Origin of the sequence: Sphingorhabdus profundilacus (assembly GCF_009769755.1) — a bacterium.
In the GTDB taxonomy this organism is placed as follows: domain Bacteria; phylum Pseudomonadota; class Alphaproteobacteria; order Sphingomonadales; family Sphingomonadaceae; genus Sphingorhabdus_B; species Sphingorhabdus_B profundilacus.
In genome coordinates this window covers 357,947-378,796 of record NZ_SDWJ01000001.1, presented here as the reverse complement: position 1 = coordinate 378,796, position 20,850 = coordinate 357,947, and the positions used below count along the sequence as shown (strand labels likewise).

The 20,850-nt window shown below is 57.2% G+C and carries 20 protein-coding genes; 13 read left to right on the top strand and 7 right to left on the bottom strand.

Features of this window, described 5'->3' with window-relative positions; genetic code table 11:
- Positions 1–55 precede the first annotated feature (55 nt).
- Positions 56–2,872: a DNA polymerase I gene (polA, locus tag EUU23_RS01840; protein ID WP_160352428.1), complete on the bottom strand. Its 2,817-nt coding sequence runs from the start codon at positions 2,870–2,872 to the stop codon at positions 56–58.
- A 108-nt stretch (positions 2,873–2,980) separates the two neighbouring features.
- Between polA and EUU23_RS01835 the strand changes: the two genes are divergently transcribed.
- Together EUU23_RS01835 and EUU23_RS01830 are read left to right on the top strand one after the other, a co-directional pair.
- Positions 2,981–4,024: an AraC family transcriptional regulator gene (locus tag EUU23_RS01835; protein WP_160352427.1), complete on the top strand. Its 1,044-nt coding sequence runs from the start codon at positions 2,981–2,983 to the stop codon at positions 4,022–4,024.
- 92 nt (positions 4,025–4,116) lie between these two features.
- Positions 4,117–4,932 (top strand): sterol desaturase family protein, encoded by an 816-nt coding sequence (locus EUU23_RS01830; RefSeq protein WP_160352426.1) that lies wholly within the window; start codon positions 4,117–4,119, stop codon positions 4,930–4,932.
- Here the strand turns inward: EUU23_RS01830 and EUU23_RS01825 are convergent.
- Positions 4,929–5,414, bottom strand: a complete 486-nt coding sequence (locus tag EUU23_RS01825; protein WP_160352425.1) for an SH3 domain-containing protein — start codon at positions 5,412–5,414, stop codon at positions 4,929–4,931. The two genes, EUU23_RS01830 and EUU23_RS01825, sit on opposite strands and share 4 nt — an antisense overlap.
- A gap of 95 nt (positions 5,415–5,509) precedes the next feature.
- Between EUU23_RS01825 and EUU23_RS01820 the strand changes: the two genes are divergently transcribed.
- Together EUU23_RS01820 and EUU23_RS01815 are read left to right on the top strand one after the other, a co-directional pair.
- Complete coding sequence (locus EUU23_RS01820; protein ID WP_246156011.1) at positions 5,510–6,508, top strand: 2-hydroxyacid dehydrogenase; 999 nt, start codon at positions 5,510–5,512, stop codon at positions 6,506–6,508.
- A gap of 83 nt (positions 6,509–6,591) precedes the next feature.
- Entirely contained in the window at positions 6,592–7,902 is a 1,311-nt protein-coding gene (locus tag EUU23_RS01815) for an ammonium transporter (protein ID WP_160352424.1), read from the top strand.
- A 21-nt stretch (positions 7,903–7,923) separates the two neighbouring features.
- Here the strand turns inward: EUU23_RS01815 and EUU23_RS01810 are convergent, their stop codons facing one another.
- The 4 genes from EUU23_RS01810 to EUU23_RS01795 form a co-directional block, all read right to left on the bottom strand.
- Positions 7,924–9,084 (bottom strand): acyl-CoA dehydrogenase family protein, encoded by a 1,161-nt coding sequence (locus EUU23_RS01810; protein ID WP_160352423.1) that lies wholly within the window; start codon positions 9,082–9,084, stop codon positions 7,924–7,926.
- 60 nt (positions 9,085–9,144) lie between these two features.
- Positions 9,145–9,477 (bottom strand): PilZ domain-containing protein, encoded by a 333-nt coding sequence (locus EUU23_RS01805; protein ID WP_160352422.1) that lies wholly within the window; start codon positions 9,475–9,477, stop codon positions 9,145–9,147.
- A gap of 63 nt (positions 9,478–9,540) precedes the next feature.
- Complete coding sequence (locus tag EUU23_RS01800; RefSeq protein WP_160352421.1) at positions 9,541–10,944, bottom strand: nitronate monooxygenase; 1,404 nt, start codon at positions 10,942–10,944, stop codon at positions 9,541–9,543.
- An 80-nt stretch (positions 10,945–11,024) separates the two neighbouring features.
- Positions 11,025–12,173, bottom strand: coding sequence for a glycosyltransferase family 4 protein (locus EUU23_RS01795; RefSeq protein ID WP_160352420.1), 1,149 nt, complete (start codon positions 12,171–12,173; stop codon positions 11,025–11,027).
- Between the two features lie 37 nt (positions 12,174–12,210).
- On the opposite strand from EUU23_RS01795, the gene EUU23_RS01790 reads away from it, so the two are divergent.
- From EUU23_RS01790 to EUU23_RS01760, 7 genes are all read left to right on the top strand, one after another.
- The gene (locus EUU23_RS01790; RefSeq protein WP_160352419.1) at positions 12,211–13,596 is read left to right on the top strand and encodes a protein adenylyltransferase SelO family protein; all 1,386 of its coding nucleotides are present in this window, start codon (positions 12,211–12,213) and stop codon (positions 13,594–13,596) included.
- 87 nt (positions 13,597–13,683) lie between these two features.
- Complete coding sequence (astD, locus tag EUU23_RS01785) at positions 13,684–15,114, top strand: succinylglutamate-semialdehyde dehydrogenase (protein ID WP_160352418.1); 1,431 nt, start codon at positions 13,684–13,686, stop codon at positions 15,112–15,114.
- A 317-nt stretch (positions 15,115–15,431) separates the two neighbouring features.
- Positions 15,432–16,199: a uroporphyrinogen-III C-methyltransferase gene (gene cobA, locus EUU23_RS01780; RefSeq protein ID WP_160352417.1), complete on the top strand. Its 768-nt coding sequence runs from the start codon at positions 15,432–15,434 to the stop codon at positions 16,197–16,199.
- On the top strand, positions 16,196–16,492 hold the full coding sequence (locus EUU23_RS01775; protein WP_160352416.1) for a DUF2849 domain-containing protein: 297 nt from the start codon (positions 16,196–16,198) through the stop codon (positions 16,490–16,492). The genes cobA and EUU23_RS01775 overlap by 4 nt, the downstream gene beginning before the upstream one ends.
- Before the next feature lies 1 nt (position 16,493).
- Positions 16,494–18,122 carry a nitrite/sulfite reductase gene (locus tag EUU23_RS01770; RefSeq protein WP_160352415.1) on the top strand — a complete coding sequence of 543 codons (1,629 nt, stop codon included), beginning with the start codon at positions 16,494–16,496 and terminating at the stop codon, positions 18,120–18,122.
- Complete coding sequence (locus EUU23_RS01765; protein ID WP_160352414.1) at positions 18,115–18,537, top strand: DUF934 domain-containing protein; 423 nt, start codon at positions 18,115–18,117, stop codon at positions 18,535–18,537. Before EUU23_RS01770 ends, EUU23_RS01765 begins: the two co-directional genes overlap by 8 nt.
- Positions 18,538–18,649: 112 nt before the next feature.
- Entirely contained in the window at positions 18,650–19,402 is a 753-nt protein-coding gene (locus EUU23_RS01760) for a phosphoadenylyl-sulfate reductase (RefSeq protein ID WP_343032689.1), read from the top strand.
- 263 nt (positions 19,403–19,665) lie between these two features.
- Here EUU23_RS01760 and EUU23_RS01755 read toward each other — a convergent pair whose 3' ends face one another.
- Positions 19,666–20,067, bottom strand: coding sequence for an acyl-CoA thioesterase (locus tag EUU23_RS01755; RefSeq protein ID WP_160352412.1), 402 nt, complete (start codon positions 20,065–20,067; stop codon positions 19,666–19,668).
- Between the two features lie 173 nt (positions 20,068–20,240).
- On the opposite strand from EUU23_RS01755, the gene EUU23_RS01750 reads away from it, so the two are divergent.
- Complete coding sequence (locus tag EUU23_RS01750; protein WP_160352411.1) at positions 20,241–20,582, top strand: hypothetical protein; 342 nt, start codon at positions 20,241–20,243, stop codon at positions 20,580–20,582.
- A 114-nt stretch (positions 20,583–20,696) separates the two neighbouring features.
- Positions 20,697–20,831 (top strand): 50S ribosomal protein L34, encoded by a 135-nt coding sequence (gene rpmH / locus EUU23_RS01745; protein WP_125230634.1) that lies wholly within the window; start codon positions 20,697–20,699, stop codon positions 20,829–20,831.
- Positions 20,832–20,850 lie beyond the last annotated feature (19 nt).

Below are 20,850 nucleotides of genomic sequence, written 5' to 3'. Positions count from 1 at the left end.
GGCCATTCCCGCGCGCCGGGAAGTAACGAATCTAGGGTAGAAAAAACTGCTCCCGTCAGTGCGCCGCACCCCAGCTGGAGCCGGTGCCGATTTCAACACCCAGGGGGACAGAAAGATGGACTAAAGGTTCTGATGCGTCTGCCATTACCGACCGGATGATATCACTCGCCTTGGCGACGTCACCTTCGGGCAGCTCGAAAACCAATTCGTCGTGCACCTGCAACAGCATTTTAACATGTGACAGCCCCGCATCAGCAAGCGCCGGACCCATCCGGACCATGGCGCGTTTGATAATGTCCGCGCTGGTTCCCTGAATGGGCGCGTTGATCGCGGCGCGCTCGCTTCCCTGCCGTTCTGCCTGATTGGCGGACTTGATGCGCGGGAACCATGTCTTGCGACCGAACAAGGTTGTGGAATGGCCGCATTCCCGCACCGTAGCCAGCGTTTCCTGAATATAGTTGGAGATACCCGGAAAGCGTTTGAAATAGGCGTCGATCAGGGCCTGCGCCTCATCCGGCGTCGATTCCAGGCGTTTGGCAAGACCCCAGCGCGAAATGCCGTAAAGGATCGAAAAGTTGATGGTCTTGGCGCGGCCGCGGGTGTCGCGATTGACCTCGCCAAACATTTCCTGCGCGGTGCGCGCGTGAATATCCTCACCCTTTTCAAAGGCATCGCGCAAGGGCGCGACATCGGCAAAATGCGCGGCAAGGCGCAGCTCGATCTGGCTATAGTCGGCCGACAGAATGACATTGCCCGGTTCGGCGACAAAGGCATCGCGTATCTGGCGGCCCATTTCGGTGCGGATCGGAATATTCTGCAAATTGGGATCGGTCGAGGACAGCCGCCCGGTCTGCGCGCCCACCAGTGAATAGCTGGTGTGGACGCGACCCGTTTTAGGGTTGATCTGTTCCTGCAAACTGTCGGTATAGGTTGATTTGAGCTTCGCCAATTGCCGCCAGTCGAGCACCTTGCGCGCGATTTCCACGCCCTGTCCGGCCAGATCCTCCAGCACGGTCACGTCGGTCGAATATTGACCGGACTTGCCCTTTTTCCCGCCCTTATGTCCCATTTTTTCAAACAGGATATTGCCCAATTGCTGCGGGCTGCCGATGGTGAACGGCTGCCCTGCCAGTTCGTGGATTTCCTTTTCAAGGCTTTCCATCTGCGCGGCAAATTCGCCCGACAGTCGGGCGAGCACGGCCCGGTCAACCTTGATGCCGGTGCATTCCATTTTCGACAGGACAGGTACCAACGGACGGTCGACCAGTTCATAGACCGTCGTGACCCTGTCCGGGCTGAGCCGCAATTTCAGATGGTGCCAAAGACGCAACGTAACATCGGCGTCCTCCGCCGCATATTTTGTCGCATCGACCAACGGCACTTCGGCAAAACCTATCTGGCTTTTACCGGTGCCGGTCACGCTTTTATAGCTGATGCATTCATGCCCCAGATGCAAACGCGCCAGTTCGTCCATGCCATGGCCGTGATCGCCGGCATCCAGTGCAAAGCTCATCACCATCGTGTCGTCGAACGGTGAAATAGTCAGGCCATGCTGCGCCAAGACGCTGATGTCATATTTAAGGTTCTGGCCAATTTTCAAAACGCTCGGTTCGACCAGCAACGGCTTCAACCGCGCCAGCGCTTCGGCAAAGGGAATCTGCTCCGGATTTTCGGCAAGCAGGTCGGTGCCTCCATGGCCAAGCGGCACATAGCATGCTTCCCCCGGTGCCACGGCAAGGCTGAACCCGACTAGCCGCGCCGTCACCGCCTCGAGACTGTCGGTTTCGGTGTCGAAGGCCACCAGTCCCGTTTCCGTCGCGCGCGAAATCCAGTGGTCAAGCCGGTCGAGCGTCGTCACACATTCATAGGCATTTACATCAATCGGCGGCATTGCAGGCGGCAGTGCGGCTTTCCCAGCAACCGGCGCGCTTGCGGCACCATCCCCTTTGCTCGTTGCCTTGGGGTTACCTGCAATCGCTTTGTTCGCCGCCGCGGTATTGGCCACCTGGCCGATGCGCTTCAGAAGCGAGTTAAAGCCATGATGTTGCAGGAACGCGGCCAAGGGCTCTTGCGGAATAGCACCCAGCTGCATGTCCTCGATCGGGATCGGCAGCGGGCAATCTTCTTTCAGCGTCACCAGCACCTTTGATAGCCGCGCCTTGTCGGCATGTTCGATCAGATTGTCGCGCATCTTTGATGGCTTCATATCGGGCGCGGCGACAAGCACGCTTTCAAGGTCGCCAAATTCCTGTATCAATTTCGTCGCGGTCTTCGGGCCCACGCCCGGAACGCCCGGGACATTGTCCACGCTGTCGCCCATCAGCGCCAGCACATCACCGACCTTTTCAGGTCCGACTCCGAACTTCTCGATCACCTCTTCGGCGCGGATGCGCTCATTTTTCATGGTATCGAACATGTCGACGCACGGTTCGACCAACTGCATCAAGTCCTTGTCGGACGACACAATGGTCACATGCCATCCCGCTGCACACGCCGCCTTGGCATAGCTTGCAATCATATCGTCCGCCTCGACATTGTCTTCTTCAATCATCGGCAGCGAAAAGGCGCGCGTGGCGTCGCGGATCATCGGGAATTGCGGGCGCAGATCTTCGGGCGGCTCGGGCCGGTTGGCCTTGTACAGGTCATAGATCTCGTTGCGGAACGACTGCGAACTTTTGTCCAGAACCACCGCCATATGGGTCGGGCCATCGGCCTGATGCAAATCGTCAGCGAGCTTCCACAGCATGGTTGTGTAGCCGTAAACCGCCCCCACCGGTTCCCCATGAATATTGGTCAGTGGCGGCAGGCGGTGATAGGCGCGGAAGATATAGGCAGAGCCATCAACCAGGTAGAGATGTTTTTGTTCGGACATGCCGCGATCGATAGCATTGGCAAGTTGGCAAGCCTATGGCAAAATGCTTAGGGCCAGGACGTATTAAAAGCTCTTGCCGCGCTCCGGTTCGTCTGGCAGCCAGCGTCCATGTCGATTTTCAGCCAATTTGATCTGATGGCGCGAGGCGGGGCGCTTGCGTTGCTCGCCTTGTGGAGCTGGCTGTTGATCCGTGACCATCGCGGACAGTTTTCCGCAAGGGTTGCCGTGGTGATGAACGGCGCCATTGCATGTTATCTGTTGATCACATCGGGTTGGTTTTATCGACCGTCCGTTTTGGGACTCATCCTCGCCTTGGTTGGTAGCTCGACGCCCGGCATATTCTGGATTTTCGCAAGGTCGTGGTTTAACGATGAACACCATATCAGGCGGCGAGATTTGATTTTGGTGACGTTAGCCGCGGTAAACATCTTGATCATGCAGCTGACTTTTTTCGACTATCCGTTAGTCAATATCGTAACCGGCACGTTTTTCAGAGTCGGCATGCTGGCCTTTGCCGCTGCGGGATTATGGGAAGCATGGCGTGGCCGTGACGGTGATCTGATCGAAAGCAGGCGACGCTTGCGACCAAGGCTGGTCGCCACCGTCGGAACCTATGTCGTGCTAATCGCGATCAGCGAAATTGCCGTTTACAATCTGGGCATGGGACGCTGGCTGGTAAATACTGTAAACAGCAGTATCGTCTTCATTACATTCCTGTTTTGCGCGGCGATGTTTGGCATGCGTCAGGCCGATCTGTTTGGCACCTTGACCAATGAAGTCAAATTGACGGCACCCAAAACCACCGGCGATGATCCGATGGTCGGAAAGTTGCTGGCTTTTATGGAAACAGAATTGGCGCATCGCGACGAAACCTTATCTATTGCAAAGCTTGCGTCGAAACTGGGGGAGCAGGAATATCGCCTGCGCCGTGCTATCAATGGTCAGCTTGGCTATCGCAACTTTGCGGCATTTTTGAACGGCTATCGATTGGCAGAGGTGAAATCCGCCTTGGCCGATCCGGCGCAAAAAGATGTGCCGATCATCACCATTGCGCTGGATGCAGGCTTTGGCTCACTTGGCCCCTTCAACCGTGCTTTTCGGGAAGCAGAGGGCATGACGCCCAGCGCCTATAGATTGCGACATGCTGGTTGATTTCGAAATCGGCTAGCCAGATTTGGAATTTGTTGAGTAGTGCAGGTTAGAAACCGGCAGGCGGCTTTTACCAACAGCCAAGGAATGATTAAATGACAACCGGAATTCCTCCCCTAGACATATTGATCGACAAAGGACCGTTTATTTTCGCGTTCGATTTCGGGCGATATCTGATCGCTGCATCGGTCACATTTGCGATTGTCTGGCTCTTGCGAAGGTCCGCCATCAAGGCGCGCAAAATTCAATCGCGAGAGGCAAGTGGCGCCGATATGCGGCGAGAATTTTTGCAATCAGTGCAGTCCGCGCTGGTGTATACATTCGGTGCAGGCTTTCTGATTTGGGGCAGCCAGTACGGCATATTCAAAAGATTTGACGGCAGTTTCGGACTTGCGACCGACCTCCTCATCCTCACCGGCATTGTCATAGCGCATGACGCCTATTTTTATTGGGCCCATCGTTTCATGCACCATCCACGGCTGTTCAAGACATTTCACCATGCCCACCACCGGTCGATTACACCCACCCCTTGGGCCGCCTATAGTTTCGCCATTCCTGAAGCGGTGGTCATGTTCCTATTCGTTCCCATCTGGCAGTTTTTTGTTCCGACGCCGGGCTGGGTGATGTTTGTATGGCTGAATTTCCAGATCATCCGCAACGCGATGGGCCATGCAGGCTTTGAATTTTTCCCGCGCTGGTGGCTCTCCACCCCGCTGACCAGCTGGATCAACACGACCGTGCACCACGACCTGCATCATCATGGCGGGTTTAACACCAATTATGGATTGTATTTTACATGGTGGGATAAATGGATGGGCACCGAAAATGCCAAATATCATGCGAAATTTGCCGAAGTGGTGGGGCGCAGTGACAAGAGCGTCGTAGATACGGTGCCCGCTTTTTCGCGCTAAGGCAGCTCATCTCCCCAAAGCCGGTTGGCTTCGATAAAGCCGAACCGTCCGGCATTTTCAAAGCGGCACCAGCCTTTTTCGCAATCGTCAATATAGCCGACCACGCCGGGTTCCACACGCCATGCAACCCGGGCATTTTCATGCGGGCTGTCGCGCAAGGTGCCATTGCCGGTGCCGGTCACAATGGCAGTGCGTTTCGGGCTCAGCAAGCGCACATGCACCCAGCCCTGATCACCATCAGGATCTTCCACCTTGCGCCAGACACTATGAATCGCGACTACTTTTACAGGCAAATTCTGACGTTTATAGATCCATTTCACCGGAAATTCGGTACTCGGACCCGTCCGCATTCTGGCCTCCTGCTCATCAATGGAGGCCCAATAGGGTGTCTTTTGCTGTGCCTGACCATGTCCGGTGGCGGACCAACATAGCGCGCTTAAAATGGCCGCGCCTTGCCAAATATTTTTCGACTGAATTGCCATGATCTTATCCCAAACGCAGACTCTATACTGTAAGCTTTACCGACAGTGCAACCATGCTGTCTTGACGCCGGACCGAAATGCGCTTTACTCGGTCAATGCCAGAACTCAGCCGCATCGAACGCCCCCAGATCCGTGTAACCCGCAAGCTGTTGCCAGCGGTCGAACACAGAATGGCGGAGCTTTTTGACGCGGCGTTCAACGGCGATGATACCCCCATGACGCGTCAGCAACTTGCCGAAGCGATGGCGGATTGCGACGTTTTGGTACCCACCGTGACTGACCGCATTGATGCCGACCTGATCGCTGCGGCACCGCCCCGCCTGAAACTGATCGCCAATTATGGCGCAGGAGTGAACCATATCGATCTGGCGGCGGCCAAGGCCAAGGGCATCATGGTGACCAACACACCCGGCGTATTTACCGATGACACGGCCGACCTGACCATGGCCCTTATCCTCAATGTTCCGCGTCGCTTGGGCGAAGGGCACCGGATGATGCGAAGCGGGGCTTGGCAAGGATGGAGCCCGACGGCCATGCTCGGACACCGGATCGGCGGAAAGACATTGGGCATCATCGGTTTCGGACGGATCGGAGAGGCCGTGGCCATCCGTGCCAAGGCTTTCGGCCTGAACATCATCTATAATAAACGCCACCGTTTACCCGCAAGTGTCGAGGAGGAATTGGGCGTCGGCTTCGAACCCGATCTTGACCGTCTGGTCGCGCGCGCTGACATTATTTCGCTGCACTGTCCGCTGACTGGCGAGACGGACCGGATCATCAACGCACAGCGGATCGCCCTGATGAAGCCGGATGCCTATATCATCAACAGCTCGCGCGGCGAACTGATCGATGAAGAGGCTTTGATGGACGCCTTGGAAGAGGGCCGGATCGCAGGCGCAGGGCTTGATGTTTACACACACGAACCTGCGGTCGACGCCCGGCTGCTCACCCTCCCCAATGTCGTCCTGCTTCCGCATTTGGGCAGTGCGACTTTTGAAGGACGTGGCGCATCGGGCGAAAGGGTTATCGCCAATATCCGGATGTGGGCCGACGGTCACCGCCCTTCGGATCAGGTGCTGGACGGCTGGTCTTAGGGTCAGGACCTATTAAAAGCATTGAGCATCCGCTTTCTGTGTCTTAGGACGCGCTTCAGAAAATAAGAGGCGAAGGAGCGGACATGGTCACGAAAATCCTGTATTCATTGCTTGTATTTGGCGCCTTGGCGGCGACACCTGCCTTTGCTCAGGACGCCGCAATCATTGTGCCAGAGGCGAATAGCGGTGACAGCGCATGGATTTTGACGGCGTCCGCCCTCGTGCTGATGATGACGATCCCCGGACTGGCCTTGTTTTACGGCGGCCTTGTTCGCGCCAAGAATTTCCTGTCGGTGCTCGTGCAATGCGGCGCGATTGCGGCCGTAGCCTCGGTGATCTGGATCGCCATTGGCTATAGCCTTGCCTTTTCGGTTAACGGCAACAGTTATATCGGATCACCTGAAAACTTCATGTTTGGCGGATTGCTGGATTCGGTGCGTGAAGACCAATCCATCGGCGAACTGGCCTTTGCCCTTTTCCAGATGACCTTTGCCATCATCACGCCCGCCCTGATCGTTGGCGCATGGGTGGAACGCGCACGTTTCGGCTGGGTCGTCGCCTTTAGCGCGCTGTGGTCTCTGCTCGTCTATATCCCGGTCACGCGCTGGGTATGGGGCGGCGGGTTTCTGGCCGAACAGGGTGTTATCGATTTTGCCGGCGGCATCGTGGTGCACACCACCGCAGGAATTTCCGCACTTGTCGTCGCCCTGATGCTGGGCAAGCGGATCGGTTTTCCCAAAACATTGATGTTGCCACACAGCCCTGCGTTGACCGTTGCCGGAGCAGGCCTGTTATGGGTCGGCTGGTTCGGCTTCAACGGTGGCTCCGCGCTTGCGGCGAATGATGCGGCCGCGAGCGCGATCATCAACACCCATGTCGCCGCATCGGTTGCAGCCTTGATCTGGATGCTGATCGAACGGTTCAAGGTCGGAAAATCGACGGCGGTAGGTTTTGCCACCGGTGCCGTTGCTGGACTGGCGACCATCACCCCCGCCGCCGGAACCGTCGGGCCGGGCGGGGCGATCATCATCGGCCTTTTGGCAGGGATGGTGTGTTTCTGGTGCGTGGGCCTGATCAAGGGCACGTTGAAAATCGACGACTCGCTTGATGTATTTGCGGTACATGGCGTCGGCGGAATGCTCGGTTCATTGCTGCTCGCGATATTTGCCAGCGAAAGCTTTGGCGGCGTCGGCTATGCCGAGGGCGCTGGCATGGCGTCGCAATTGTGGATCCAGCTAAAAGGCGTCGCCATTGTCGCGGTTTATTCCGCCGTGGTGACATTGATTATCGGCTATATGGTCTCGATGGTCCTGCCGATGCGGGTGGGCGAAGATCAGGAACGCGACGGGCTAGATATCGCCAGCCATGGCGAACGGGCGTGGGATCTGGATTAGGTTCGCGCGAACCTGCACATTTCACCGGCGCTGGTCAAAGCGCCGCCCGACCATTGCGCTTGCGATATTGATTTTCTGGATATCAATCGCCCCGCCTGCGATGCCCCAGCCCCATGCGTCGCGCATCCGGCGTTCCATCGGATAGGCCGTGGAATAGCCATAGCCGCCCATCAACTGGACCGCATTGCCGGTGACATTACGCGCAATCTGGTTTGCGAAACATTTGGCGGTGCTGCTGTCGAGAATGGAGGGCAAGCCCTTGTCCGCATTGGCTGCGGCGCGGTATATCAGCAGACGGGCGGCCTCCACTTCCATCTGCATTTCGGCCAGTTTCAACTGGACGGCCTGAAAATCGGCGAGCGGTTTTCCGAATTGGCGGCGTTCCTGAACATAGGCCAGCACATCTTCCAATGCGCCCGATGCCTGGGCCAGTGCCATGGTTGCATTGCCGCACCGTTCAAGGTCGAACGCCTCCATCAACTTGGCAAAGCCGCCGGATGGAACGACGATATTGTCCACCGGCACCCGCACATTATCGAGATAGATATCCGCAGACGGCACGCCGCGAAATCCCATCAATGTCTCCGCCTCGCCAAAGCTCAGTCCCGGCGTGTCTTTTTCGACCAGAACCGCACCGATGCCCTTGGCCCCCGGCGCGTCCGACAGGCGGGTATAAACGAGATAGGCGTCGCTATGACCGCCGCCCGAGCACCAGCGTTTTGACCCGTTCAGCGTCACAAACCTGCCATCGACCACGCCGCGCGTTGTCAAATCCGTCAGCGCGGTTCCTGCATTGGGTTCGGACATCGATACCGCAACGATCATGTCACCGCGACATACGGCAGGGACAATGCGTTGCTTCAGCGCCTCCGGTGCAAAATGGCGGATCGCGTGGACTGGTCCGACATTGGCCTCAAAAGCAGGAAATGCGACCGCGCTCGACACCTTGGCCAATTCTTCCAAGACAATGAGCGCGTCGAGATTGGATAGGCCCATCCCGCCCAGTTCTTCTGGAATATTGATCCCCAAAAATCCCATTTCCGCCATGCGTTTGACCATTTGGTGCGGCAACGCGCTATTTTCGGATTCAAGTTTCGCGGCCAAAGGCGCCAGTTCGGCTTGAGCAAATCGGCGTGAGGATTCCTTGAGAAACTGCTGCTCTTCGGTGAGACTGAAATCCATGCTGCTGACATCCCATGATTTAATTGCTTGATTAAATCATGGACGAGCGCATCGGCGGGGTCAACAGCCCTGAAGCGTCAATTCCCGAAACAGCGCCCGGTCGAGCATTTCGTCAAATTTGCACCCTAACCGGTTGCCCTCGGCCCACACGGCGGTGGCGCTGATCGGGTTGCTTCCGGCCAATCGCAACCAGATGCGATCCCCAACTTTTATGCCGCCGTCTAACAATACGCGGCAGCCATATGCGGACAGGTCGACAAGGCTGGCTTCCAACATCTCTTTACCACTGTCGCGGACGCTTGCCCGGCCGAGCAGTACAGGATGCCGATGCGCCGCGCGCTGTTCAAGCCGCGCTGGTTCAACTCTCCGATATTGCGACGTCATATAACCCATCAGCATCCCCTGTCCCGAAAAAATAACGGGATAAGGTCAATAATCGGTAAATGACGGCGGCAATTAGTCCCCGGTCAGGATGCGATCGACAAGCTGTTTCACCGTCGGAACGAAGCCATTGGAATAAAATGGATCCTTGCCGAAAAGATAGGCGCTATGCCCTGCAAACATCAGATTTTCGTCAATCGGCGCGCCATGCGCGATGTTCTGTAGCGCCTTTTGAATGCAAAAACTGCGTGGGTCGGCAAGGCGGCCGGTGCTGTTATTGTCATGGTCTTTCCAAGACGAAAAACCGCAATGCGACAGACAGCCCATGCAGTCTTTCTGGTCCTTGCGGATCACCTCGCCAGATGATGGCGTGACGAACACAAGGCTATCGTCCGGCGTTTTCAGGGCGACAGTGTATCCGCGTGCATCCCATTCGCGCGCCTTCATCAAATCAGCCGGGGTGACCCAGAAATTCTTGCCTTTGACGCCGACGTCGAGTTGCAGCGTATGGTCCATATCCGCAGCTTGGGTATAAGATATCTGACGGTCGGAACGCGCCTGCAATTCCAGAAGGAACGGGTTGATTACCGCACTTGAGTAAAATCCGGTTGGTGAAAATTGATGCAACAAAACCCCATCTTCGGGGATTTTGGTCAACGCATCTTTCCATCCCTGCGGAATGGGGCTTTCTTGTGTCAGCAATGGCCGGGTGCCAAACTGGAACGCAATCTGGCCCAATTCAGCATTGTCGATCCAATTGTCCCAGTCGCGCAAATACCAGACGCCGCCTGCCATCACGATGGGCACGTCGTCCGAAATGCCCTCTGCGCGCATAACGTCACGCAGGGCCTTTACGCGGGGATAGGGGTCTTCGGGGCTGCGCGGATCTTCGGCATTGGACAGGCCGTTGTGGCCCCCTGCCAACCACGGATCTTCATACACCACAGCGCCCAACCATTCAGGCACCTTGTGATAGGCCCGTTTCCACAACGCACGAAAAGCACGCGCGGAACTGACGATAGGAAGATAATAGACACCATATTGTGCGGCAATTTCCGACAGCTTGTAGGGCATACCCGCGCCGCAGGTCACCCCTGTTACCATGCCGCGTGTTTCTTCCAGGATACCGTGCAGGATGCGCTGGGCACCGCCCATTTCCCACAACACATTGATATTGATCGCGCCTTTGCCGCCAGCGATTTCATGCGCCAGCCTGACCTGCGCGATGCCGCCCTTGATACCATAAGCCACCAATTCTTCGTGGCGCTCGGCACGGGTTTTGCCGTGGAATACCTGCGGTATCATCTGGCCATTTTCGTCATAGCTGTCCGCGTTCACAGCGGACACCGTACCGATACCGCCAGCCGCAGCCCAAGCCCCAGAACTTGCATGATTTGTAGCAGCGACGCCTTTGCCGCCTTCGACAAGCGGCCAAACTTCACGACCGCCATAGCTTATGGGTTTCAGACCCTTGAACACAAACACGACCCCTATGTATTGTCATTGGTGCCCGAAAGCACCTTCCCCTTGCTCCTATATTTCGCCGCTATCCCAAACAATCACGCTTGTCGCGCAAAATCGGCGCGCTTCATCGCAGACCCGTAAAGCTGTCGATAACGGGCAAACATCGTTGCCTCGTCATATTGCGAACAGGCGATAAAGCGGTTCGCTTCGCCCACGCTATGTCTCAATATAGTGTCTTGCGCCAAAACGGCAATGGCCTGCGCCAGCGCGGCTTCATCATCACGCGGAACAATATAGGGCCGATTTTCCTTGGCCACCATATTGCGTACATCACCCACATCGGTCGAAACCGCCGGAATTGCACTGGTCATCGCCTCGACCAGCGAGATCGGATATTGTTCGCTGTCCGAACTCAGCGCGAATATATCGAACAGGCGGATATAACGGGCCGGGTCTTTCAAGAAACCCGGCATCATGACACGGTTCGCGACCCCCAACCGTTCCGCCTCGGCCAAAATGGCCTCACGTTCCGGCCCTTCGCCTGCAATGGCCAGTTTGATATTGGGACCGGCCGCCGCCACAGCGCGGACAAGGCGCGGCAGGTTTTTGACCGCCCGAAGTCCTGCAATGGTTCCAACCACAATTTCGCCGTCGCGTTTTTGAAAGCCGGGAAAAGAACCACGTTGTGGACGGCGGTTATAATGGTCGGTGTCGATCCCGTTGGGAAAACGGCAAATCTTGTCCAATGGCTGATGCCAGACGGTGCGCGCAATTTTCTCAAGCGTTTTCGATGGTACTACAAGCGAATGGGCGCGTTGCAATGCAATCGTGCGAAACCAGTTGCGGCGCAGTTTCAGGCGGTCGATTTCGTCATGGTTGAATCCGTCTTCATGGTGGATCAGCGGCGGTAAACCCATGGCCTGTCCGAGCAATGTGCGCGCCATCACACCATCCATCGCCCCCCAATTATAGCTGAGCACCAGATGGAACCGCTTCATATAAGCGGCCAGCTTCCGATATCGCCCCATGCCGGGCATTCCGGCCAGCGATGGCGCAGAGTCCTTCGGCAGGTTAAATTTAATCCGCCTGTCAATTGCGTCCGCCGCGCCAAAAGCATCGGGGACCGCAGATAATATGGTGTGTTCGGCCTGATCGCCAAAATGGTTGATCAGGCGGACCGTGCGCGATTCCTGGCCGCCCAGATTGAAACTGCTGTGCAAATGCAGGATAAGAACCGCTGCCATACTTGCCTTTCGATTGCGCTCCGCCCAAACAGGTGCGATGCATATTGAAGCTCTGCCATCCCCCTATCGCCCTGATCCGAAAATCGCCAGCCTTGGTGCAAAAATTGGCGATGCGGTCAAATCTGCCGACTTCCCTGAAACTATCCTTCGCTTTCGAAATGACCGATGGGCCGCAACCATTGGTCTGGATAGCCTTAGCGACGCAGACTGGGCGCGGCATTTCGGGCGGTTTGAACCGCTGCCTGACAATATGCCCGAACCGTTGGCGCTGCGTTATCACGGCCATCAATTCCGCGTGTACAACCCGGAAATCGGCGATGGACGCGGTTTCCTTTTTGCCCAGATGCGCGATGGCCATGGCCGGCTGCTGGATTTGGGCACGAAAGGATCCGGCACAACGCCCTATAGCCGTCGCGGTGATGGCCGCCTTACCCTGAAAGGCGGCGTGCGCGAAATTTTGGCAACCGAAATGCTGGAATCTTTGGGCGTCAACACCTCCAAAAGTTTTTCGCTCATCGAAACCGGCGAAGAACTGATGCGCGGTGACGAACCTTCACCCACACGCTCCGCCGTGCTGGTGCGGTTGAGCCACAGCCATATCCGTATCGGAACTTTTCAACGGATAGCCGCCGAAGGTGACGCCGATATGATGGCGCAGCTTGTGCATTATTGTTTGACGGTTTTATACAATGAAACCCCCGGCGATACTCCGGCGGCGCAACTGCTCCACCTCGCTGTGGAACGCATCGCTGATCTGGCGGCGTCTTATATGGTCGCCGGGTTCGTGCATGGCGTTTTGAACACTGACAACATCAATATTACCGGGGAAAGCTTTGACTATGGTCCATGGCGGTTCACCGAATACTGGGACCCGCGTTTCACCGCCGCCTATTTTGATGAAAACGGCCTTTACGCCTTTGGACGACAGGCCGAGGCGATGCACTGGAATCTGGGCCAGCTAGCGGTATCGTTACGGCTGATATGCGAAGCGCCGCCGCTGATTGAGGCGCTTGAACGCTTTCCGGCGCTTTTTCAGGCGGCCATAATCACGCGATTTTTGTGGCGGTTGGGCGTGCAGTCGCAGGGGGTCGAGCGCGACCGAGAACTGGTCGAAGCCGGCGAGCGGCACATGGTGCGTGGAAAGATTCCGATCGATATGTTTTTCCACGCCTTTCGCGGCGGGCGTACCGGAATGTCGGCCCAGACCCATGAGCATGGCGCGGATTTTGAAGCATTGCTCGGCGAATATCCGCCACAGGACAACAAGGCGGCCGCCCATTGGTCGGAATCGTCCCCTTGTTCCATGTTGATTGAAGAAGTCGAACAGATCTGGACCGCGATTGCCGAACGCGATGATTGGCAACCGTTGCACCAAAAAGTAGAATCGATACGGATCATGGGACAGACGCTGTCACAGCGTTGAATTTTACAGAATTGATTTACCTGATATAAAAAGATTGCGTCCAGATTATAGTGAATTGAAATTAACCATGAAAACAAAAGGCGTGATGTGTCCGAACTGATATCCTTCGAACCCGCAACCGGCGCCGAACTGTGGCGCGGGCGGACGAGCGATGTCGATGCCGAAGTGGCCAAGGCCCGATCCGCCTGGCCCAATTGGGCCGCCGCATCCCTGTCCGAACGGATTGAGCGCGTGCGCGGCTTTGCCAATCGGGTGCGCGCAGACCTTGAGAAATTTGCCGATGTCATCGCACGTGAAACCGGCAAACCGCTGTGGGAGGCGCGGACCGAGGTTGAATCGGTGGTCAACAAGGTCGATATTTCCATCAGGGCCTATGCCGACCGGACCGCGCAACGGCGGCTGGATGGCAAGGCAGGAACCCGAAGCGCATTGCGCCATAAACCCCATGGGGTGCTTGCGGTTTTGGGGCCATATAATTTTCCGGCGCATTTACCCAATGGGCATATCATCCCGGCCTTGATTGCGGGTAACGCCATTGTTTTCAAGCCATCGGAAAAAACCCCGGCGTCGGGCCAGATGCTGGTCGATTATTACCACAAGGCCGGTATTCCCGAAAATGTGGTGCGTGTCGTGCACGGCGGTCCTGATACGGGCAAGGCTTTGTCGGCCCACCCCGATATCGATGGTTTATTGTTCACAGGATCGGCGCAGACGGGTATTGCGCTCAATCGCCAGTTCGCGCATCGCCCCGACAAGATACTCGCGCTCGAAATGGGCGGAAATAATCCGATTATCGTGTGGGACACCCGTGATATTCACAGTGCAGCCGTTTTGGTCGTGCAATCCGCCTTTTTAAGCGCCGGTCAAAGATGTACCGCAGCACGCCGCCTGATCGTCAAAGACGATATTTACGACCTTTTGGTCAGCGAGGTGAAGAAAATCGCGGATCGGCTCATCATCGGCGAACCATATGGCGAACCGCCACCCTTTATGGGGCCGGTCATCGATAATGATGTGTGCGACAATTTGATCGAGAGCTTTCTGGCATTGATGAGCCGCGGGGGACGGCCGATCAAACATATGCAGGTGCCCATACAGGGCCGTCCATTTTTGACCCCCGGCATAATAGACGTCACCGATATGCAGGATCGCCCGGATATCGAGCTTTTCGGCCCCTTGTTGCAGATCATCCGGGTGGCCGATTTTGGGGCTGCGATCGCTGAAGCCAACAACACCCGCTTTGGACTTTCCGCCTCACTCATTGGCGGTACCGCGCAGCAATATGACGAATTCTGGGCCAATAGCCGCGCCGGCATCGTCAACTGGAACGCCCCCACCAACGGCGCGTCATCGGCCGCCCCTTTTGGCGGTATCGGCCTGTCAGGCAACCATCGCCCGAGCGCCTATTATGCCGCAGACTATTGCGCCTACCCCGTCGTATCCTCGGAAAATGAAGTGCCCAAGGCGATGATCGGCATCGGAATGAAAGACGAAGAAACAGCGCCTGTTGCGGAATAAAGGGCAATTTTTCCCAAAAAAGTCGCGTGCCGCGCTGACTCTCTCTTTTAAGACCGTCACCCTGAACTTGCTTCAGGGTCCATCATGCAGCCGCGACCGAAGGGCAAAAGAAAAAGCAACCGTGCGTCACTGTGTTGCTTGGCACCAATTGTTCGGGAATGAACTGACAAATGGACCCTGGAACGAGTTCAGGGTGACGGCGTGAAGAAATTTTGCTTGCTCTATCTAGCCTGCGGTTGAGAGCGCTAAAGTTCTTCTAGGGCAAAGCCAATATATCCTGATTTGATGCTCCTCGGCCTGCGCGCCATGTTGCAGGCATGGAAAAAGCTCATGTCTATCTGGTCGGTGCGGGCCCCGGTGACCCCGAATTGCTGACACTGAAGGCGGCGCGCCTGATTTCGACGGCGGATGTCGTCGTGCACGATGGCCTTGTCGACGATGCCATCATGGCGATGATCAACCCGGCCGCGCGGCTGATTTCGGTCGCAAAAAGCCGGTCGAAGCACACGGTGCCGCAGGACGGCATCAACGCCATATTGGTGCGCGAGGCACAGGCGGGGCATATGGTCGTCCGGCTGAAGGGCGGTGATCCGTTCATCTTCGGGCGGGGCGGCGAAGAGGCCGAAGCCTGCCGCGAGGCCGGAATTGACGTGGACGTGGTCCCCGGCATCTCTGCCGCCATGGGCGGTGCCGCTGCATCAATGATGCCCCTCACCCACCGCGACGCATCAAGCGCGGTCACCTTTGTCGCTGGACAGTGCAAGGGCCTGACCGACCAGAATTGGGCGGGACTTGCTGGCAAGGGCCGCACGCTCGTCATCTATATGGGCATCGCGACCGCCGCGGACATTACCGAAAAGCTGATTTCGGACGGCCTGTCCCCCGACACGCCCGTCGCCGTGCTCGAACGGGTCACGCGGCCCAATTCGCGGGCGGTGCGGACCATCCTGACCGATCTGGGCGACATGATTGCGCGCGAAAAGGTCGCTTCACCGGCGATCATCGTGGTGGGCGATGTCGTCCTGAAATCCGATGCCGAAGACCGGCTTATCCATATTGCTCAACAGGCGGAGGCACTGGCGTGAAATTACTGACCGGAAATGAATTGGGATCAGGTGCCGTCACCTGGTGGACCGGCAGCGGCTGGTCAATCCATGTCGAGGATGCCGTCGACGTCGGAGAAGGCGGCGAATCCATCCTGCACGCCGAAGAGGGCGCGCGGCGGGTGAACGCACCCTATATCATAGACGCGATACCCACGCCCGAAGGCCCACGCCCCGCGCACATCAAGGACCGCGTCCGCGCTCTCGGCCCCACGGTCCGCCCCGACCTCACCCTCAAACCCGCCGACCCGGCTGCGGGCGATTGGATCATTTGATATGTATAAATATGACAATTACGACCAAGCCATCGTTGACGCCCGCGTGGCGGAGTTTCGCGATCAGGTGAACCGCCGGATGGCAGGTGAAATCACCGAAGATCAGTTCAAGCCCTTGCGGCTGATGAACGGTCTCTACCTGCAACTGCACGCCTATATGCTGCGCGTCGCCATTCCCTATGGCACGCTCGACAGCCGCCAGATGCGGATGCTGGCGCATATCGCGCGCAAATATGACCGGGATTACGGCCATTTTACCACCCGCCAGAACATCCAGTATAACTGGATCAAACTGGAAGAATGCGCCGACCTGCTGGAAGAATTGGCAAGCGTCGAAATGCACGCGATCCAGACCAGCGGCAATTGCATCCGCAACATCAGTTCGGACCAATATGCAGGCGCCGCCGCTGACGAAGTCGCCGATCCGCGTCCTTGGGCCGAATTGCTGCGCCAATGGTCGACCTTCCACCCCGAGTTCAGCTATCTGCCCCGCAAGTTCAAAATCGCGGTGATTGCATCGCCCGAAGACCGCGCCGCGATGCGTCTGCACGACATCGGGCTGGAACTGGTGAAGCAGGATGGCGAACTGGGTGCCCGCGTGTTCGTCGGTGGCGGGATGGGCCGGACGCCGATGATTGCGCCGGAGATCAATCCCTTCGTCAAGGCGGACGACCTGCTGAGCTATATCGAGGCCTGCCTGCGCGTCTATAACCGCTATGGCCGTCGCGATAATATCTATAAGGCGCGGATCAAGATCCTCGTGCACGAAATCGGTGCCGACGAATATCGCCGTCAGGTTGCCGAGGAATTTGCCCATGTCAAAACGCTGGGCATCGACCCGCCTTTGGCCGAACTGGAACGGATCAGCGCCTTTTTCGCTGCCCCCGCCTTCGATGCGGCGGATGTGGAGCCTGACCGCAGCGACCCCGATTTCGCTGTCTGGCTCGACCAGAATGTGAAGCCGCACAAGCAGGCTGGTTACGCCATCGTCAATATCAGCCTGAAGCCTATTGGCGGCATCCCCGGCGATGCGTCCTCAGCACAGATCGATGTGATGGCGGACCTGGCGGAGAAGTACAGTTTTGACGAGCTGCGCGTCACCCATGCCCAGAACATCGTGCTGCCCCATGTCGCCAAGCGCGACCTTTACACGGTATGGCAGGCGCTGCGCGAAGCCGATCTCGCCAATGCCAATCTCGACCTGATCAGCGATATCATCGCCTGCCCCGGCCTTGATTATTGCAGCCTCGCCAACGCGCGCTCGATCCCCATCGCCCAGAAAATCGCCACCCGTTTCGCCGATGCCGAACGGCAGCGCGACGTGGGCGAGTTGAAGCTCAAAATCTCGGGCTGCATCAACGCCTGCGGCCATCACCATGCCGGCCATATCGGCATTTTGGGCGTCGACAAGAAAGGCGTTGAAAACTACCAGCTCACGCTGGGCGGATCAGGCGCCGAAGATGTATCGATCGGCAAGATCACCGGCCCTGGCTTTGACGAGGACGGCATTGTCGATGCGGTCGAAAAGGCCGTCGAGAAATACCGCGAATTGCGCGAAGGCGACGAGCGCTTTGTCGATACCTACCGCCGCGTTGGCATGGACCCGTTCAAGGAGGCGATCTATGGTTGAGTTCCGCTATCGTGACGATGAAGTCACCGAACAGCCTTCGGTTACACTTGATGCCTTTCTGGACCAGTCGAACGCCACCGCGGTCCGGCTGGAACCCGATGACGATGCACGAAAGCTGATCCCCTTTCTGGACCGGCTAACGCTTATCGAAGTTGCCTTCCCGAAATTCCGCGACGGACGCGGATACAGCTCGGCCCGCATATTGCGCGAGGCAGGCTATACCGGCGAATTGCGCGCGCAAGGCGACGTTCTGGTCGACCAGATCGCGTTCATGCGCCGCTGCGGCTTTGACAGCTTTGCACCGGAAGGTTCGCTGAACCCGGAAGCGGTGAAACGCGCACTTTCGACCTATGACCAATTTTACCAGAAAGCGGCCGATGCCGCCGTGCCGGTTTGGAAACTGCGCCATGGATGAGCCCAATCTCACCCCCCTCCCGCTTGCGGGAGGGGTCGGGGGAGGGTCACTTCCCTCGCGGTCGCACGCACCCCCCCCTAACCCCTCCCGCACGCGGGAGGGGAACAGAGCGATCGACCGTATCGACACAAGCCCCCGTTACACAGAGGCGGATGCCGTTCGCCTCAACAATATGTTCCGGGGCCGCGATACGGTGGAGATGCTGACCGTTCTACTGAAAGAAAACATGTTGGGCGATGCGGCGATCGTGTCGAGTTTCGGCGCGGAAAGCGCCGTGCTGCTGCACCTCATCGCCAGCATTGACCCGACTGTGCCGGTCCTGTTCCTTGATACCGGCAAGCATTTTCCGGAAACCATCAGCTATCGGGAAGAATTGCAGGAACGGATCGGCTTTAGGGATCTGCGTAACCTGACCCCAGACCCTGCGTTGCTCGCGGAGAAAGATGGCACGGGCCTGCGCTGGTCTTATGATCCGGATGGCTGCTGCGAAATCCGCAAGGTATTGCCGTTAAAGACCGCGCTGGCAGGCTTCGATGCCCAGTTTACCGGCCGCAAGGCGTTTCAGGCATCCACCCGCAAGGCACTGCCGCGCTTCGAGATTGAAGAAGGCCGTCTGAAGGTCAATCCGCTGGCAGATTGGGACAAGGCCCGTCTGGATGCCTATATGGCCGACCATGTTCTTCCGCCGCACCCGCTGGTCGAACAAGGCTATCCCTCCATCGGCTGCTCGCCCTGCACCACCAAGGTCGCACCGGGCGAAGACCCGCGGTCGGGTCGCTGGAAAGGCTGGGACAAGGTCGAATGCGGCATTCACAGCGACGTGTCGACGCTGGATGATGGCGGGGCGAACGATCCGATTTTCTGATGGGTGGTTGCGGGGTGCCCAGTCTGGAGGCACTCCAACTCTTCACTCGTCTCCCACACTGTCACCCTGAACTTGTTTCAGGGTCTATTTGTCAGTCCATTCCCGCCCGGTCGTGACACGCCATACCGTTCCGCTCGGCTGGTTTTTCCTTCATACAATGGGTGCAACTGCGCGATGGACCCTGAACCAAGTTCAGGGTGACGTTGTCCAAAAAAAACATTGGCCGCCAGGCCTAGGCGGAGTTGGTGAGGGGCAACCCCACCTTAATCCTTGCGAAAGAAATATTCCTGAATTTCCGCTGCGATCCGCGCAGGACGCAGGGTTTCGGCGTCGATGCAACACCAGCTCGACTTTACCTCGGCCAACACTTCCTCACCGCGCTTGATCACTGTGTCGTAAAAGGAACGGGCGCCCTGCACTTTCTCCAGAACGACGGTGGCGATGACGTCATCGTCCAGAAACGCCGGCTTACGGTAAGTAATTTCATGCTTCAACGCGACCCACAGATATTTTGCGGCGGTTTCCGGCGGCGCAAGCTTGTTCCAATGGGCCAAAACCGCATCCTGAACCCAGTTCAGATAGCGGGCATTATTCACATGCCCCATGAAATCAATATCAGCGGGCAAAACACCGATATGGTGCAGATGGGGGAGAGCAGTTGTCATGTACCATCCTATATGGCGGTTTTTGTGTGATGTTAAAAGAGCCAAGCGGCGCGATTTTCGGTTATCTACCATGAATTTTTTACGATGTTGTAAATTTACGCAGGCTTTTCAGGTTTTTCGGCTGCACGAGACATGAACTTGCAACACCAACATGCTGCACCCACATGATGAAAATGAAAGAAGCCAAAATAGTCCGTTGGACCGATTCTCCTGTCTATCGTTGGGCGATGGTCATTCTGGGCTGGATATTGGTTTGCGCTGTCCCGTTGGTAAGCTGGCTGCCCGGCCCCGGCGGACTTGCGCTATTTATCATCGGTTTGGGCGTCATCCTCAAACATTCGCTTTGGGCCAAAAAGCGCTATTCTCGGCTATCGAAACGTCATCCCGAATATGGCCGCTGGGCCGATTGGGCTTTGCGGCGGAACAAAGTGCGGCACAGGCCGCCTTTTCCAGACATCAAACGCGACATCATGCACCTTTGCCGGCGCGATGATATTGGCATGAAACTGCCCTGAGCGTGTTGACTTTTACTCGCCTCACGCATAATGGCCACGTCAACAAAGGCGGTCGCTGGACAGATTCGGCGGCCCTTTTCATTTCATACCGACTAAAAACTAAGGATTACAGTCATGAAGCGCACTTTCCAGCCGAGCAATCTCGTGCGTGCCCGTCGCCACGGTTTCCGCCTGCGTATGTCGACCGCCGCTGGCCGCAACATCCTGAACGCACGCCGCGCGCGTGGCCGCAAGAAGCTGTCGGCCTGATCCAGACAACGGCAGGCCG